The 15,969-nt window shown below is 74.7% G+C and carries 15 protein-coding genes; 7 read left to right on the forward strand and 8 right to left on the reverse strand.

Going from position 1 to position 15,969, the window contains the following annotated elements:
- Nucleotides 1–15: 15 nt before the first annotated feature.
- Nucleotides 16–918 (reverse strand): SGNH/GDSL hydrolase family protein, encoded by a 903-nt coding sequence (locus ACFZAU_RS03995; protein WP_500550955.1) that lies wholly within the window; start codon nucleotides 916–918, stop codon nucleotides 16–18.
- Between the two features lie 236 nt (nucleotides 919–1,154).
- Nucleotides 1,155–1,283 (reverse strand): hypothetical protein, encoded by a 129-nt coding sequence (locus ACFZAU_RS04000; protein ID WP_500550956.1) that lies wholly within the window; start codon nucleotides 1,281–1,283, stop codon nucleotides 1,155–1,157.
- An 842-nt stretch (nucleotides 1,284–2,125) separates the two neighbouring features.
- Between ACFZAU_RS04000 and ACFZAU_RS04005 the strand changes: the two genes are divergently transcribed.
- Both ACFZAU_RS04005 and ACFZAU_RS04010 read left to right on the forward strand, forming a co-directional pair.
- Nucleotides 2,126–3,724 carry a phytoene desaturase family protein gene (locus ACFZAU_RS04005; protein ID WP_500550957.1) on the forward strand — a complete coding sequence of 533 codons (1,599 nt, stop codon included), beginning with the start codon at nucleotides 2,126–2,128 and terminating at the stop codon, nucleotides 3,722–3,724.
- Nucleotides 3,725–3,849: 125 nt separating this feature from the next.
- A complete protein-coding gene (locus tag ACFZAU_RS04010; protein ID WP_500550958.1) occupies nucleotides 3,850–4,839 on the forward strand; it encodes an aldo/keto reductase in 990 nt (329 codons plus the stop codon).
- A gap of 61 nt (nucleotides 4,840–4,900) precedes the next feature.
- Here the strand turns inward: ACFZAU_RS04010 and ACFZAU_RS04015 are convergent, their stop codons facing one another.
- Together ACFZAU_RS04015 and ACFZAU_RS04020 are read right to left on the reverse strand one after the other, a co-directional pair.
- Nucleotides 4,901–5,353, reverse strand: a complete 453-nt coding sequence (locus ACFZAU_RS04015) for a universal stress protein (protein ID WP_499601049.1) — start codon at nucleotides 5,351–5,353, stop codon at nucleotides 4,901–4,903.
- A gap of 193 nt (nucleotides 5,354–5,546) precedes the next feature.
- On the reverse strand, nucleotides 5,547–5,849 hold the full coding sequence (locus ACFZAU_RS04020; protein WP_500463950.1) for a putative quinol monooxygenase: 303 nt from the start codon (nucleotides 5,847–5,849) through the stop codon (nucleotides 5,547–5,549).
- A 166-nt stretch (nucleotides 5,850–6,015) separates the two neighbouring features.
- Between ACFZAU_RS04020 and ACFZAU_RS04025 the strand changes: the two genes are divergently transcribed.
- Complete coding sequence (locus tag ACFZAU_RS04025; protein WP_500550959.1) at nucleotides 6,016–6,453, forward strand: hypothetical protein; 438 nt, start codon at nucleotides 6,016–6,018, stop codon at nucleotides 6,451–6,453.
- Nucleotides 6,454–6,522: 69 nt separating this feature from the next.
- Nucleotides 6,523–7,380, forward strand: coding sequence for a hypothetical protein (locus tag ACFZAU_RS04030; RefSeq protein ID WP_500550960.1), 858 nt, complete (start codon nucleotides 6,523–6,525; stop codon nucleotides 7,378–7,380).
- Between the two features lie 90 nt (nucleotides 7,381–7,470).
- Here ACFZAU_RS04030 and ACFZAU_RS04035 read toward each other — a convergent pair whose 3' ends face one another.
- The gene (locus ACFZAU_RS04035; RefSeq protein ID WP_500550961.1) at nucleotides 7,471–9,126 is read right to left on the reverse strand and encodes a hypothetical protein; all 1,656 of its coding nucleotides are present in this window, start codon (nucleotides 9,124–9,126) and stop codon (nucleotides 7,471–7,473) included.
- 314 nt (nucleotides 9,127–9,440) lie between these two features.
- Between ACFZAU_RS04035 and ACFZAU_RS04040 the strand changes: the two genes are divergently transcribed.
- Nucleotides 9,441–11,177 (forward strand): MFS transporter, encoded by a 1,737-nt coding sequence (locus ACFZAU_RS04040; protein ID WP_500550962.1) that lies wholly within the window; start codon nucleotides 9,441–9,443, stop codon nucleotides 11,175–11,177.
- Between the two features lie 104 nt (nucleotides 11,178–11,281).
- Here ACFZAU_RS04040 and ACFZAU_RS04045 read toward each other — a convergent pair whose 3' ends face one another.
- Complete coding sequence (locus ACFZAU_RS04045) at nucleotides 11,282–11,755, reverse strand: ArsR/SmtB family transcription factor (RefSeq protein ID WP_500550963.1); 474 nt, start codon at nucleotides 11,753–11,755, stop codon at nucleotides 11,282–11,284.
- A gap of 726 nt (nucleotides 11,756–12,481) precedes the next feature.
- Between ACFZAU_RS04045 and ACFZAU_RS04050 the strand changes: the two genes are divergently transcribed.
- A complete protein-coding gene (locus tag ACFZAU_RS04050) occupies nucleotides 12,482–13,852 on the forward strand; it encodes an alpha/beta fold hydrolase (protein WP_500550964.1) in 1,371 nt (456 codons plus the stop codon).
- 103 nt (nucleotides 13,853–13,955) lie between these two features.
- Here the strand turns inward: ACFZAU_RS04050 and ACFZAU_RS04055 are convergent, their stop codons facing one another.
- Complete coding sequence (locus ACFZAU_RS04055; RefSeq protein WP_500550965.1) at nucleotides 13,956–14,294, reverse strand: hypothetical protein; 339 nt, start codon at nucleotides 14,292–14,294, stop codon at nucleotides 13,956–13,958.
- A gap of 107 nt (nucleotides 14,295–14,401) precedes the next feature.
- On the opposite strand from ACFZAU_RS04055, the gene ACFZAU_RS04060 reads away from it, so the two are divergent.
- Nucleotides 14,402–14,890, forward strand: coding sequence for a YcxB family protein (locus tag ACFZAU_RS04060; RefSeq protein WP_500550966.1), 489 nt, complete (start codon nucleotides 14,402–14,404; stop codon nucleotides 14,888–14,890).
- Between the two features lie 58 nt (nucleotides 14,891–14,948).
- On the opposite strand, the gene gap is transcribed toward ACFZAU_RS04060, so the two are convergent.
- Nucleotides 14,949–15,947 (reverse strand): type I glyceraldehyde-3-phosphate dehydrogenase, encoded by a 999-nt coding sequence (gene gap, locus ACFZAU_RS04065; protein WP_500550967.1) that lies wholly within the window; start codon nucleotides 15,945–15,947, stop codon nucleotides 14,949–14,951.
- Nucleotides 15,948–15,969: the final 22 nt, after the last annotated feature.

Below are 15,969 nucleotides of genomic sequence, written 5' to 3' on the forward strand. Positions count from 1 at the left end.
CCTTGTGACCGGGGGTCAGCGGTGGTGGCGGGCGACGGTGCGGAGCACCGCGCCGGCCATGGCCTGCTCACCGAGGGCGTTGGGGTGCGCCGGCGCCGCGGGGGTCGCGGGGGCGAGGGACTCGATCCAGCGCGTGCCCGTCGGCGCGCACATGTCGTGCCCGACCGTCGGGGTGTAGGTGTCGACGTAGGTCGCGCCCCCCTTGCGGGCCTGGGCGGCCAGCATGGAGTTGAGCGTCTTCTCCGTGTCGCGCAGGTAGGAGAAGTCACCGGCCGCGAAGGGCACCGAGGCGCTGGTGCAGGCCGATCCGTCGTCCGGGAACAGGTCCGGGTAGCCGACCACCACGACGCGCGCGTGGGGTGAGCGCCGGTGGATGTCGCGGATGACGGTGGCGACCTTGGGGGCGGTCTGCGCGACGCGCTCCGCGAGCTGGTCGTGGCCGCCGCCGGTGAAGTGGGCGCGGCAGGGGGCCCCGGCGGGGTCGGAGGCCGTCACGCCGGCGCAGGTCGCGATGACGGCGCTGAAGCCGATGTCGTTGCCGCCGATGCTGAGCGTGACCAGGTCCGTGCCGCGGCCGAGGGCGTCGAGCTGCGGCGGGGCGCTGCCCTGCGGCGCGGTCATCTGCGCGGTCGTCGCCCCCGAGCAGCTGACGTCGCTGAGGCGGGCGTGCGTGCGCGCCGCCACGAGCGAGGGGTAGTTGTGGCTCGACCGCAGGCAGGCCGCGTCCACCTGGTCGGGGATCAGCGGGCCGGACGCGTAGGAGTCGCCGAGCGCGACGTGGTCCCGGCCCGGGTGACCGGCCGGCGAGGCGCCGGCGGTTCCCGCTCCGAGGCCCAGCAGCGTCACCATGCCCGTCAGGGCGGCAGCACCGAGTGCGGCCCGGCGACGGGTGCCGGGCCGGTTCAGTGTTCTCTTCATCTGTGTCCGTTCTTCGTGTTTCCGAGCCGTCCCGGGCCGCCGGGCGAGGCGGCCCCCGGCTGCGCGGAGGTCCCCGCGGCGGCGTACGCACCACGGCCGCAGGGTAATTGCTGCGCCAAGCAAGTAGATCATCGTCCCGCGCCGGGGCGCAAACGCCGGGGCCCGGCGTGGCGCGGGGCGACCGGGCCGGGACGCGGACCTCGGTGTCCGCCCGGCGAGCGGGCCGGGAGCGGCGGTCACCCCAGGCCGGGCGCCTCCGCGTTCTGCCAGACCGCCAGGTCGACCGTGGCGTAGTAACTGTCGCCGTCCTCGGGGGAGTAGCCCCGGACCGTGACGAGCGCGATGTGCCCGGAGGCGGTGACCACGCAGATCCGGCTGCCCCTGACCGCGTTCTCCCGTGCGATCTCGTGGGAGAACCGGGTCGCCGAACGGCAGGTGGCGAGCGACCCGCCTCGCCGCTGGTGAGCAGGACCAGGGTGTTGGCCTCGGGGGTGGCGAAGCCCCAGCTTCGCGTGATCGCGTCGGTGAAGTACCCGAGGTCCCCTTCGTAGTGGGCACCGGACTTCGCCCGGTACGGCTTCGGCGGCGGTTCGGAGAGGGAGATGGCGTAGCCGTCCGCCAGGGCGACGCCCTGGTACGAGCGGGAGGGCGGTTCGGCCGCCGGTGCGGCCTTCCCGTCCCCGCCCGGGACGGTGTGCGCCGAGGAGCCGCGGTCCGGCGATCCGGCCCCGCCCGGCTCGCCCGACCGGTCCGTGGTTCCGCCGTACAGGAGGAGCGTGGTGCACACCGCCGCCAGACCCGCGAGGACGGCCACGGCCACGGCGGGCCCGCGCGTCCGGGCCGGGGCGGGGGAGCGCGGTGGGGCGGGCAGGGTGGTGCGGCGGCCGATGTCCGCGACGACGGGCGGCGGGAGCCATCCCCATCCCCCGGGGCCGCGTAGTTCCGTCCGCGGGGACACCTGGCGGCACATGTCGATGACCTCGGCGGGGGTGGGGCGGCCGGCCGGATCCTTTGGCCAACGGCGAACGGCGAGGGCGGTCGCGGGCGACGGGACGCCGCCCGTGCTGCGCTCCGCCGCCCGGGTGAGGACCGTTCGACGTGCGGGGGACCCGGACCGCGCGCACCCTGGACGATGGGCGCAGGGGGACGTCGCCCCGGCCCGTTCCCGCGGCGCGGCGTCCCGGAGCGACGGACCCGAGGAGCGCTGATGGCACGCACGGTCGACGCGGTCGTCGTCGGTTCCGGTGTGAACGGCCTGGTCGCCGCCACCGAGCTGGCCAAGGCCGGCTGGTCGGTGGCCCTGCTGGAACAGGGCGACCGGCTGGGCGGCTTCATCGCCACCGAGGAACGGACCCTCCCCGGCTACCTGCACGACACCTACTCCTCGTGGCATCCGCTGTTCGTGTCGGGAGGGGCCTACGCCGCCCTCGGCGAGGACCTGCACCGGCACGGCCTGGAGTACCGCAACGGCGACGGATTCGTCTTTGGCACCGTCACCGACGACGGGCGCGTGCTCCTCGCCCACCGCGACCCGGCCGTCACGGCGGAGGCCTTCGCGCACGCCGAGGACAGGGCCGCCTACCTGGCCATGCTCGGGCGGTTCCTCGACAACGCCGACGCCATCGGCGGCCTGCTGAGCGGCGAGCCCCGCTCGCCGCGGACACTGCGGCACATCGCGAGACTGCTGCGCCGCGAGCGGTTCACCGGCACCCAGGCCTGGCTGCGCTCCGCGCTCACCAGCGGACGCTCCTACTGCCGCGCGACGTTCCGAGGTGACGAGGCGGACGTGCTGTGGGTGCCCTGGCTGCTCCATACGGGCCTGTCCCCGGACCACGCGGGGGGCGGACTGCTCCTGCCCGTGATCGCCGCCTCCCTGCACGGTTTCGGCCTGCCCGTCGTGGCCGGCGGCGCCCGCAACTTCGTCCGCGCCTTCGAGACCCTCCTCGGCGAACTCCACGTGGACGTCCGCACCGGGCACCCGGTGGAGCGGCTGCTCGTCACCGACGGCAGGGTCGCCGGCGTGGTCAGCCACGGTGAGCCCGTCCACGCCCGCCACGCGGTCCTCGCCTCGGTCACACCGACCGCCCTGTACGGGGAACTCCTGCCGCCGGACGCCCCGGTGCCCGCCGCGGTCCGCGACCAGGCCCGGCGCTACCGCTACGGCCGCGCCGCGATGCAGCTCCACGTCGCCCTCTCCGCCCCGCCCGGCTGGAGCGACGACCGGCTGGCCGGCCTCCCGCTGTTCCACCTGAGCGACGGCTCGCCGAGCACCGGGATCGCCTGCGCGGAGGCCGAGGCGGGTCTGCTGCCGCGCCGGCCCACGGTGGTCGTCGGCCAGCAGCACGTCCTCGACCCCTCACGCGTGCCGGAGGGCGCCGCCTCCCTGTGGATCCAGCTCCAGGAACTGCCCTTCGCGCCGGCCGGCGACGCCGCCGGCGAACTCGGCACCGCCGGGGGCTGGACGAGGGAACTGACGGAGGGCTACGTCGGCCGGGTCCTGGCCCGGCTGGCCCGCCACGCCCCCGACCTGCCCGGCAAGGTGCTCGACTGGGACGCCGTCACCCCGGCCGACCTGCTCGCCCACAACCCCAACGCGGTGGCCGGCGACCCCTACGGGGGCTCCGCCGAACTCGACCAGAGCCTGCTGTGGCGCCCGCTGCCCGGTGCCCCCCGGCACGCCACACCCCTCCCGGGGCTGTGGCACATCGGCGCCTCCACCCACCCCGGGCCCGGCCTCGGCGGCGGCTCGGGACACCTCGCCGCGCAGCAGCTCATCCGGCGTACCCGGCGCCGCGGCCGCCGCTGACCGGACCCGCACCGCGGCACGCACCGCGGTACGCACCGCGCACCGCGCCGGGGGATTGTGCGCCGGGCGGCCGCGTGGTCCCCTGGCTGCCGCAGGGGGACACGTACGTCAGGAGGGGGCGCGAGATGCGGGCCTGCGATCCCGTACCGCTCGGACGCACACCGCTGCGGGTCAGCAGGCTCGGGCTGGGACTGGCCTCACTGGGCGGGCTCTTCTCACCCGTGCCGGCCGCGCAGGCCGCGGCCGTCCTGGACCGGGCCTGGGAACTCGGCATCCGGCTCTACGACACCGCACCCGTGTACGGCTACGGGCGCTCCGAGGCCCGCACCGGTGCGGCGCTCTCCGCCCGTCCCCGCGACGCCTTCGTGCTGTGCACCAAGGTCGGCCGGCTCATCGAACCGGGAGGCCCCGACACCCAGCCGATCTGGGCCGATCCACCGCCGGGCGTCGGGCCGCGCCTGGACTACTCGTACGCCGGGGTGCTGCGCAGCGTCGAGGAGAGCCTGGCCCGGCTCGGCCTCGACCGGATCGACGTGCTCCATGTCCACGACCCCGACGAGGACTTCACGGCCGCCGTGGGCGACGCCTACCGGGCGCTGGCCGACCTGCGTGCGGCGGGCGCCGTCGGGGCGGTGTCCATCGGGGTCAACCACGCCCCCGTCGCCGTGGACTTCCTGCGCCGCGCGGCCGACCCCGGACCGGACTGCGTGCTGCTGGCCGGCCGCTACAACCTGCTGGACCAGTCGGGCCTGGACGAGTTGCTGCCGCTGTGCGCCGAACGCGGGACCGCCGTCATGGCCGCCGGGGTGTACCAGTCGGGGCTGCTCGCGGACCCGAGGCCCGGCGCCCCCCACGGGTACACCACGGTGCCCGCGGGACTCGCCGGGCGGGTGGCGGCGTGGCGGGAGGTGTGCCGGGACTTCGGCGTGCCGCTGCTCGCCGCGGCCGTGCGCTTCCCGCTGGGGCACCCGTCGGTCGCGAGCGTGGTGGTCGGCGCGCGTTCGCCGGAGGAAGTCGCGCAGAACGTCGCGTACTTCGACCACCCAGTGCCGGGGGAGTTCTGGCACGCCGTCAAGGCCGCCGGGCTGCTCCCGGAGCACGTGCCCACCCCGTGACCGCCCCGCCGGCCGCCGCCCGTCCGGCTCGCCCGAGCCGGACGGGCGGCGAAGCGGCCGGTCAGGAGGCGGAGTCGTCGCCCTCGGCCGGCTCCTCGGGGACGAGCAGCACCGCGATGCGGCTGGCGTGGGCGACGGCGTCGCTGACGCGAGGGTTGAAGAAGGCCGCGACCGAGCCGCGGTGGTGCGGGCTGAGGACGAGGAGGTCCGCCGTGAACTGCTCCGCCGCGCCGGAGATGGCGGCGGCGACCTCCTGCGTGGTCACGTCACGGACGACCTCGCCGTCGGCCTCCTCCACTCCCATGCCGCGGAGCGTGGCGACGGCCTCGTCGACGACGGCGCCGGCGTCGGAGTCCTCCTCCAGGTTCATGACGGTGTCGAAGGCGACCGTCGAGGCGAGCACGTGCACGACGTGCACGGCGGCGCCGGTCAGCCGGGCCATGTCCCCGGCCGTGCGCAGGGCGGCCCGGCTGGAGGGGTTGGAGTCGACGGCGACCAGGATACGCTGGTACATGGAAACCTTTTCTCTTCTTCCGGGGCTGAACAGGGTTGGCGGACCCAGTAGAGGCCCGCTCCGGTGGGACTTCCCTGACCAGCGGTGTTGTACGGCGTGAATATTCCGTTCACAGTCTGCGCCGACCACGAGGGCCGTCCGAGGCCGGGGGGGGTGCCGCACCGGCCCGGGCGCTGCCGTACCCTGCGCTCCGTCAGCCCGGCAGTTTCGCGGCGAGCACACCGACCGGCGTGATGACGGGCGGCACGGCGAACAGTTCGTCGCCCAGCGCCTCGATGCGCTGCCGCACCTTGCCCCGCAGGTGCGTCTCGCGGTCCTCCTCGGTCTCGAACGCGTCGAAGATGCGGAAGGCGGACGGCCCCAGGCGGAAGGCGAACCACGCCAGCGTCCCCGGTTCCGCGTCGACCAGCGCCTTGGCGTCGACGAGGAAGCGGGCGACGTCGTCCTCCCTTCCCGGCCGGGCCTCGAACTCCACGAAGAATCCGTACGCGGGCATGACGGTGCTCCAGATCGCAGGAGGGGACGGCCGCGCGGGCGGCCTGGTGGGGGCGACGCTACCCGGCCCCGCCGGCGTGTTCCGCGAAGCCCGCACGGCATTTCGCGGCGCGTTCCGGGTGTCCCGGGCCTGCCGGACCGGGCGGCGGTCCGGCTACGCTCGAGTCGTGGAGAGCGAGCGTCACGACGCGTCCGGCCCCGGCCGGCGCCGGCCGGGTCAGGCGGCCGCCCTCACCGCGTTGCTGGTGGTGGCGGCGCTGGTGGTGATGGGCGTGCTCACGCTGCTGCTCCGGCCCTTCGGCCTGCTGCCCGACGTGAGCCTGCTGACGGTCGGGACGGCCCTGATCGCCGGCGGCGGTGTCGTCGGTTCCGGCAACGAGCGCCCCCGCCGCTGGGGGCCGGCCGCCGCGGCCTGCACCGGCGTCCTGGTGGCGACGGGGGCGCTCGGTCTCACGATGGCCTTGCTGCTGGCCCCCTCCGCCGAGGACCTCGGTCTGCACCTCGGCATCGTCCTGGGATTCCCGCCCGCCGCAGCGGTGTTCACCTGGGTGGGCAACCGGAGCAACCCGCCCGCGCCTCCCGTCGCGACCGGGGCCGACGCCTGACGGAACCCGTTGCCGGACCGGCACGTCACATCGGCGGGTCCGAGGGGACCCGTCGCGCGGGGAGGCGTCATGAGACCGTTCGTGCTGATGGGCGTCGTCTGCCTGTTCCTGGGCACCGTCGGATGCGGTGGCCGGACGGTGGCGGGGACGGACGACGGCGGTGCGGCCGCCGCGCGCATGCGCCAGGTCGCCGAGGCGTGGAAGGGCTCGGCGGCGGCCCGGTCGTGGCGGGAGGGCTTCTTCCCGCTGCAGGACGTGGTCCGGCTGCCGGACGGCGCGTTCCGTACCGACGCCGACAAGCAGGCGTACCTGATGCGGAACTTCGAGCACCGCGGGCCGCTGCCCCGCGGCGCGCGGGAGGGGCGCATCCGCTGGGCGGACGGGACGTCGAGTCCCGTCACGGCGATGACCGCGCGGGAGGCCTACGACCGGTTCGACGAGGAGCCGGCGGGCCGCGAGGACCCGCTGACCGTCACCAAGGCCACCTTCGGGGAGATGACCCTGCTCACCAGCCGCGGTACGGCGCGCGTCCCCGCCTGGCACTTCACGCTCGACGGCTACGACAGGCCGCTGGTGCGCGCCGCGATCGGTCCCGCGTCGCTGCCGCGGGCGCCGATCGCCACCCTCTCCGAGGCCACCGATCCCGGGATGCCCCTGCACGGGCTGCGCGAGGTCGCGGGGGACGGCCGGAGCGTCACCGTCGAGGCGGGGCACGGCGCCTGCGACGACGGTCCCGCCGTGGAGGTGCTGGAGACCCGTGACAGCGTGGTGCTGCACGGCGCGATCCGCGGCGCCGAGGACGGCCTGTGCACGAAGCAACTGGTCATCGAGCCGGTCACGGTCCGCCTCGACCGGCCGCTCGGCGGGCGGATCCTGCTCGACGCCTTCACCGGAGCGCCCGTGGCGCTCGTCGGCGCCGGGCGGTAAACGCCCCGTTCCGGGCCCGCGTCACCCCGTACGACGACGGCCGCCGCGCCCCGGAGGGTGGCGGCGGCCGTGGTGTGGACTGCGGTGCCGTCAGGCGGCGCTCCTGCGCCGTACGACGACGATGACCACGGCGCCCAGACCGAGGGCCAGCAGGCCGGCGCCGCCGAGGAGCAGTGCGCCGCCGGCGCCGGTGAAGGCGAGGCCGCCGCCGTCGGAGTCACCGCCGGTGGACGAGCTGCCGCCGTCGGAGGTGCCGCCGGAGCCCGGCGCGTCGTCGTCCGACGCGCTGGGGCTCGGGGTGGCCGACGGGCCGCCGGAGGAGCCCTGCGAACCGTCGCCGCCGCCGGTGGCGTTCAGGACGATCCACGCCGTGTTGTTGGAGTCCTCGGTCTCGGCCGGGTCGTTCCACCTGGGGAGGGAGACCTTGCCCTTGGCGTTCTTGACGACCTTGTCGATGTGCAGCTCGAACGGGAAGCTCAGCTTTGCGTCCTCCAGCAGCGGGGTCCCCACCCAGCACAGGTAACCCTTGACGCCCTCTTCGATGGTGGTCAGGTTGCAGCTCTCGGGAGCCTTGGTCACCTTCGCGCCCTCGGGGACGGCGACGGTGAAGCCGATCGGCTCACCACCGCTGCGCAGCGCGCTGATCCAGCCCGGTCCGTCGTTGCGGAAGCCGATCTCCGCCTTCACCGTGTCGCCGGCCCTGCCCTGGGCGGAGGCGCCGGTCAGCACCAGGTCGTAGGTGTTGCCGCTGGGCAGGTCGAGATCGGCGTACCGCGTGTAGTCACCCGCGGAGGCGCCGGGGAGTTCCTCGAGGGTCAGCGGCGCGCCGGTACCCGGCGTGTAGCCGTCGTTCTTCAGCAGTGCCTCGGCCTTCTTCGCGCCGACCGCGGAGAACCCGTAGCTGAAGCCGTCCCTGAGGGCGAACGCAGCCGTCTTCACCTTCAGCGGTTCGGTCAGGGTGTAGGCGGTGCCCGTCTTGTACGTGCCGGGGAAGGTGCAGATGGCGTCGGTGCCCTGGTAGAGCAGCGACCCCTCGGTGGTGTGCTTGTAGGCGCAGTTGCCGTAGCTGTCGGGGAAGCTCAGCCCGCGCGAGCCGTGGAAGTGCAGCACGGTGCCGTCGGCCGCCATGCCTCCGACGTTGCGGAAGCCGACCGGCGCCTCGTAGGTGTCGCCCGCGGCGAAGCCCTTGGGCTCGGAGAGTTTGCGACCCAGCAGCTCGGGGCCGCCGACCAGCACGTCGATGGTGAGCGGCGCGAAGTCGACGCCCTCGCCCTCGCCGGTGACCTTGATCGTGCCGAAGTCCCCGGCCGCGCTGTCGGCGTCGATGTCGAGGCGGATGCCGCCGATGCGATTGTAGGCCTCCCCGGCGTTGATTTCGTTGCGTTCGCAGACGGCGGTCAGGCCGGTCGGGTCGCACGGCAGCTTCACGGCGGCGACGCCCTCGAGGCCGGTGGCGTCGATCTTGATGGTGTACGGGCCCTGGTGGACGACGGGGACCACCCCGTCGTCGTCCGGCTCGTCGCTGCCGGGCGCGGCGAGGCGCAGGACGACCTGCGGCTGGCTCGGATCGTCGTCGTCGCCCTGGAGCGACAGGTCCACGTGGCTCTCGCCGGTGATCGTGACCGGCAGTGGGGCGCCGTCGTCGGCGAGGGCGGGTGCGGCGGAGCCGAACCCCGCGGCCAGGGCGACGGCCGCCACGAGACCGATCGCTGTCCGTGAGACGGATCTGCGGACGGGACGTCTCATCAATGTTTCCTTGTCGGGTGTCGAAGGCCGGATGTCGAAGTCTGAGGGGTGCGCCGCTTCGGGCTCACGCCCTTCAGACCTCCCGGGCACGCGCACCGTTGTGCACAGGAAGATCACAGAGCGATCACAGATGGGGCTGCCGTGACGTGAGGGATCCGGGTACATCGGCACCTGGGCCAAATAAGCCGGTCAAATGCATGTTTTATGGTTTCCGGGCGGCGGAATAGTTGCCTCGGCATACGGGGTTGCACCTCGCGTACACCGCACACGTGACCACCACCACGGTCCCGACCTCTGCCCGGAGGCCCCACCCCATGACATCCACGACGACCGACCTGCCCGCCCGGAGAGCCAGTGGGGCGGTCGTCCCGGTACTCGCCTTCGCGGGCATCGTTGTCGCGGTCATGCAGACCCTGCTCGTCCCGGTCATCAAGGACCTGCCGCAGCTGCTGGACACCGCCCCGAGCAACGCGACCTGGGTGCTGACCTCCACCCTGCTCTCGGGCGCCGTCGCCACCCCGATCATGGGCCGCCTCGGCGACCTCTACGGCAAGCGCCGGATGCTGATCGGCAGCCTCTCGGTCATGGTCGTCGGCGCCGTGATCAGCGCCGTCACCAGCCAGCTGCTCACCATGATCGTGGGCCGTACGCTGCAGGGCTTCGCCATGGGCGCCATCCCGCTCGGCATCGGGCTGATGCGCGACATGCTGCCGCGCGAGCGGCTCGGCTCGGCCATGGCCCTGATGAGCTCCTCCATCGGCGTCGGCGGCGGCCTCGCGCTGCCCGGCGCGGCGCTGATCGCGCAGCACGCGAACTGGCACGCGCTCTTCTACGCCGCGGCCGCCCTCGGCGTGCTCGCCATCGTCCTCGCGCTGACCGTCGTGCCGGAGTCCCCGATGCGCGCGAAGGGCTCGTTCGACCTGCCCGGCGCGCTCGGCCTGTCGACCGGCCTGGTCCTGTTCCTGCTGCCGATCACCAAGGGCAGCGACTGGGGCTGGACGTCCGGCACCACTCTCGGACTCTTCGGCGCCTCCGCCGTCGTCCTGCTGCTGTGGGGCCTGATGGAACTGCGGGTGAAGGCCCCGCTGGTCGACCTGCGCACCACCGCCCGCCGCGAGGTGCTGCTCACCAACCTGGCCTCGATCATGGTCGGCGTCAGCTTCTACGTCGTCTCGCTCGTCCTGCCGCAGCTGCTCCAGCTGCCCGCGGCCACCGGCTACGGCCTCGGTCAGTCCATGCTGGTCGCCGGTCTGGCCGTGGCCCCCCTGGGCCTGACGATGATGTTCACCGCGCCGGTCTACGCCCGGCTGTCCGCCCGCTACGGCCCGAAGACCACGCTGATCATCGGCCTGCTGGTGATCGGCGCCGGCTACGGCGGCGGCCTCGGCCTGATGGACGCCGTCTGGCAGACGGTCCTCACCTCGGTGATCCTCGGCGCCGGCATCGGCCTGGCCTACTCCTCGCTGCCCGCGCTCATCATCGGCGCGGTGCCGGCCTCCGAGACGGGCGCGGCCAACGGCCTGAACACCCTCATGCGGTCCGTGGGCACCTCGGTGTCCAGCGCCGTGATCGGCATGGTGCTGGCCAACAGCGCCCAGCACGTGAACGGCGTCGCCCTGCCGACCATGCACGGCTTCCGCCTCTCGTTCCTCATCGCCACCGGCGCCGTCCTCGTCGGCCTGCTCCTCGCCCTCGGCCTGCCCGGCCGGCGGACCGGTCTGCAGCTGCGGGCCGCCGGCGGCGAGGCGGCTGCGGGCCCGGCACCCGCCGAGCAGGTCCTGCGCGGCTTCCGCGGCCGGGTGGTGGGCGCCGGGGGCGCTCCCGTCGCCCGCGCGAAGGTCACCCTGATCGACCGCCGCGGCCGGCAGGCCGGCGCGACGCTCACCGCCGAGGACGGCAGCTACGCGCTCGCCGTGCCGGCCGGGGGCCCGTACGTGGTGGCCGCCCTCGCGGCCGGACACGGACCCCTCGCCTCGGCCGCCACGCACACCGGCGACGAGCGTCTGGTCGACCTCGACCTCGCGCTGCCCGTGGAGACCGTCACGGCCTGACCGGCCGACCGGCCGACCGGCCGGGCCCCGGACCGCCGGCGCGCGGGCCGGGGCCCGGGGTCACCGGGGCCCTCGCGATGCCGGACCTCCCCGTCAGCCCGTCGTCAGCCCCTCCCGGTCAGCCGCGACCCGGCCGGTGTACGCCGGTACAGCACCGTCCGCCCCGCGCGGGAACGGGTCACGAGACCGGCCCGGTGCAGCACGCCCAGGTGGTACGAGACCGTGGCGGCGCTCAGGAAGTGGCGCGCCGCGAGCTGCGTGGTGGACGCCGGCCGTGCCAGCGCCCCGAGCAGCCCCGCACGGGTGGGGCCGAGCAGCCGGGCCAGCTCGGCGGACGGCGGCACCGGCGCGGCCGGACGGTCCCGTACCGGGTAGGCCACCATCGGCGGCCGCCGTCCGCCGGGCACCGGGTCGACGATCACCCCCGGCCCCGCCGCCACCAGCGACGGCACCACGATCACCAGCGGAACGGCGACCCCCACCGTGAAGCGGCTGTCGACGCGCAGCGTGCCGCCGGCCCAGCCGATGCCGGGGTGCAGGGAGTTGAACAGCCCCGCGGCGCCGTGCCGGGCCAGCACCCCCGGCGCACCGGTCGACCTCCGCGTCGAGGGCGGCCTTCGCGTCGGGCCAGTGCGGGGCGAAGGCCAGCTCCCAGTACCGGCCCAGCTCCTGTGCGACCTGCCGGGCGACGTGCCCGCCGCCGCGCGCCATGGCGCGCCGCACCCCGGGCGGCAGCTCCGCCCCGGCCAGCCCGTTGCGGGGACGGCCGTGGCGCAGCGCCGCCAGCTCGCCGAGGACACGGTCGGGCGGCGTGGCCCGCACCCGGTCCAGCTCCTCCTCGACCGTGGGCGAGGGGCCGGACGGATGCGGGCTGAGGAAGTCCGGTACGTAGCCGCCCCCGTCGAGGGCCAGCTCCGACAGCAGCGGCAGCCTGGCCCGGCGCAGCACCCGGCGTGCGCGGGCCACCCACGGATCGGCCTCCGGGGCCGGGCGCACGCCCCACGGCAGCAGCGTCGCCGCGACCTCGTGCAGCGGCGAGACCGCGAAGTGGGACCGGGCCAACCCGGCGGCGTCCACGGTCAGTTCGATCATCCTGTGCCCCGCCGCCCCTCACCCCTGGTGCTTTCGAACGTGCTCGAATCGTGGCACGGACCCTCGCCGTCGCGAGCCCCCTTGGCGCAGTCTGATGCCCGACGGACGGCAGGGGACACCGAGATCACCGGAAGGCGGGGGTGCGTGCGATGCGGGCGATGCGCGGGGCCGGAACGGCCCGGGGGACGCGGAGGTCCGGAGCACGGGCCGCGGTGGCACTGGCCGCCGCCGGCCTGCTGATGGTGTCGGGGACCTGCACGTCGTCGGCCCAGGGCCGGGGCGACGCGGGGCCGCCCGGGGGGAGCGGGGGGCTCTCCGGCGCCGCGGCCTGCCCCGGCCTGGAGGGCTTCAGCTGCGCCACGCTGACGGTGCCGCTGGACCACAGTGGCGAAGCGCGGGGCCGGCTGGGCCTGAAGGTCGCCGTGGCGGACAACGCGGACGCCCCCAAGGGCGTCCTGCTGTTCCTCACAGGTGGTCCCGGGCAGCCGGGCGTCCCCTTCGTGGAGCGGATGGCCGACGCCCTCGGACCGGTGCTCGAGGACTACCGGCTCGTCATGATCGACCAGCGCGGCACCGGCGGCAACGCCCTGCAATGCCCGGGACTGCAGGAGCAGATGGGGTCGTCCGACCTCACACCGCCCACCGCGGACGCGGTACGGGACTGCGCCGCGGCCGTGGGCCCCGACCGCCGCTTCTACAGCACCGGCGACACGGTCGCCGACCTCGAACTGCTCCGCCGCGCGCTGGGTGTGCGGAAGCTGACCCTCGACGGGGTCTCGTACGGCACCTACACCGCCGAGCGGTACGCCCTCGCGCACCCGGGGCGCGTGGCCCGCATGGTGCTGGACTCCGTGGTGCCGCAGACCGGTTACGACCCGATGGACCTCGCCGCCATGCGGGCCGCGCCGCGGGTGCTGACGGCGGCGTGCGAGAGCATCGGCTGCACCACCGACCCCGCGGCCGACCTCGCCGAGGTCGTGGACACCTACGGCAACGGCGTCGACGTGCTGGACGCCCTGACCACCTGGGAGTTCGTCGACCCGGACTACGCGGAGATGATCGACGCCCTCCACCAGGCCGCCGAGGGGGACCCCGGGCTGCTGAACGGCCTCATCCAGGGCGTACGGCAGGGCAGCGCGGCGAGCGCGGAGGAACTCAGCCAGGGACTCCACGCCTCGACGCTGTGCCTGGACGGCCGCTATCCGTGGGGCCGTTCGGACGCCCCGGTCGCCGGCCGCCGGGCCGCGCTGGAGAAGGCGGGCGCGGAACTCACCCCGGCCGACCACGGCCCGTTCGACGCCGCCACCGCGACCGGCCTCGGGTCGATGCTCAGCTGCCTCGACTGGCCCCGCACCCCGGCCCCGCCCCTGCCCGCCGCCCACCGCCGCCTCCCCGGGGTCCCGGTGCTGCTGCTCGGGGGCGACCGGGACCTGTCGACGCCCCTGGAATGGCTCCACGACCAGAAGGAGCTGACCCCGCGGGCCCAGGTCGTCGTGGTCCGCGGCGCCGCGCACTCCGTCCAGAGCCGCGCCGCGAGCGACGAGGGCCGCCGCGCCGTGCACCGCTTCCTCCTCGGGCGCTGACGCCCGCCCGGGCCGCCCCGGCGCCGCATCCGGCGATCCGGATGCGGCGCCTGCGCGGCCGCGCGTTGCCCTGCGGCCCGGGGCCGGTTGCCGAGGCGGGCGGTCAGCCGTGGGGATGGTCCGGGGCGCCGGCGACCTGGCGGGGGCCGCGGGCGTCGTCCATCCAGCTCGGGCGGGTCCGGAGGAAGGAGAGGTCCTCGGCGGCCGGGTCGGCTACGTCCCGGAGGCGTTCGCCCTCTTCGGGGGTGAGCCGGGAGTACCACGTCGTCAGGTCGTCGCCGCCACCGGACCAGTCGATGAACCCGTGGAAGCGGTGGAACCAGAAGGCGCGGCAGCCCGTGCAGCTCAGCAGCGACTCCTGGTCGTGGTGGGACTCGTACAGCGTCCGCACCCAGGCGAGTTCGGGCTCGGCGCAGCAGTCGATGAAGCTCGGGGTCGCCACGGCGCGTGATCCTATCCCCCCGGCGCGGGACACGTCCGGGCTGCCCGGTAGCCTCTCGGCGTTCGGGCGGCGGGCCCGTCATCCTCCACGAAGGCGGTTCCCCGGTCATGGATGTGAGTGCGACGTTCCAGATGACGGGGCGGGAGTACCGCAGGGCGATCCGCAACTCCCCCGCCGTCCGCGGGGTCGCGGTCATCGGGGTTCTCATGGTCCTGGTGGGCGCGCTGACCCTGCTCTCGGACGAGCCGAAGACGTGGCTGATCTACTACGGGATCGGCTTGCCGCTCTTCCTGGAGGTCGTCGCCGTCCGGCTCGCGGTCCGCAGGATCGCCGGCCAGTTCTCCGAACCGTGGTCCGTCCGGCTGACGGAGGAGACCTTCACGCTGCGCACCGCCGTCTCCCGGGCGGAGGTCGGCTGGGACGCCTACCGCGACGTGCGGGAGCATGCGGGTTTCTGGTACCTGCGCCAGGTGAACGGCGCCTCGGGGTTCTTCCCCAGGAGGGTCTTCGACGAGGACCAGCAGGCCGTCGTGGCCGCCTTCTTCGCGCGGCGGCTGCCTCCGGCGAAGCGGCCTTGGTACCGGCCCTTCTCCTGACCGGGGGCGGCCGGGGGCGGCCGGGGGCCGGCGCCTTCCGCCCGCCCCCGGCCGGTGCTCAGGCGCGGGCGAGCAGTTCGAGGGTCTCGACGACGCGGTTGGAGAAGCCCCACTCGTTGTCGTACCAGGCCACGACCTTGATGTGGCGGCCGTCGACGCGGGTGAGGGCGGCGTCGAAGATCGACGAGGCCGGGTGGCCGGTGATGTCGCTGGAGACCAGCGGCTCGGTGGCGTAGTCGAGGATGCCCTTCAGCTTGCCCTCGGCGGCGGCGCGGTAGGCGTCCAGCACCTGCTCGCGGGTGACCTCGCGGGAGACGGTGGTGTTGAGCTCGACGATCGAGCCCACCGGCACGGGCACGCGGATCGAGTCGCCGGAGAGCTTGCCGTCGAGCTTCGGCAGCACCTTGCCGATGGCCTTGGCGGCCCCGGTGGTGGTGGGCACGATGTTCACGCCGGCGGCGCGGGCGCGGCGCATGTCGCGGTGCGGACCGTCCTGGAGGTTCTGCTCCTGGGTGTAGGCGTGCACCGTGGTCATGAAGCCGTGCTCGATGCCGGCCAGGTCGTCCAGCACGGAGGCGAGCGGGGCCAGGGCGTTCGTGGTGCACGAGGCGTTCGACACGATGACGTGCCGGGCCGGGTCGTACTCCTCGGTGTTGACGCCGTACGCGAGGGTGACGTCGGCGCCGTCGGACGGGGCGCTGACCAGGACCCGCTTGGCGCCGGCGGTCAGGTGCGCGCGGGCGGCGTCCGCCGAGGTGAAGCGGCCGGTGGACTCCAGCACGACGTCGACGCCCAGCTCGGCCCACGGCAGCTTGGCGGGCTCGCGCTCGGCGAGCACCGTGATCCGGCGGCCGTCGACGACCAGGTCGGAGCCGTCCACCTCGACGGTGCGGCCGAGCCGGCCGAGGGAGCTGTCGAACTTGAGCAGGTGCGCGAGGGATTCGGGTGCGGTGAGGTCGTTGACCGCGACCACTTCGAGGTCACTGCCCCGCTCGACGAGGGCGCGGAGGGTGTTGCGTCCGATGCGGCCGAATCCGTTGACGGCGATGCGGGTCATGAGGGGTTCCTTTCGTTGCCGT

Origin of the sequence: Streptomyces sp. NPDC008238, assembly GCF_042956445.1 — a bacterium.
Taxonomy (GTDB): domain Bacteria; phylum Actinomycetota; class Actinomycetes; order Streptomycetales; family Streptomycetaceae; genus Actinacidiphila.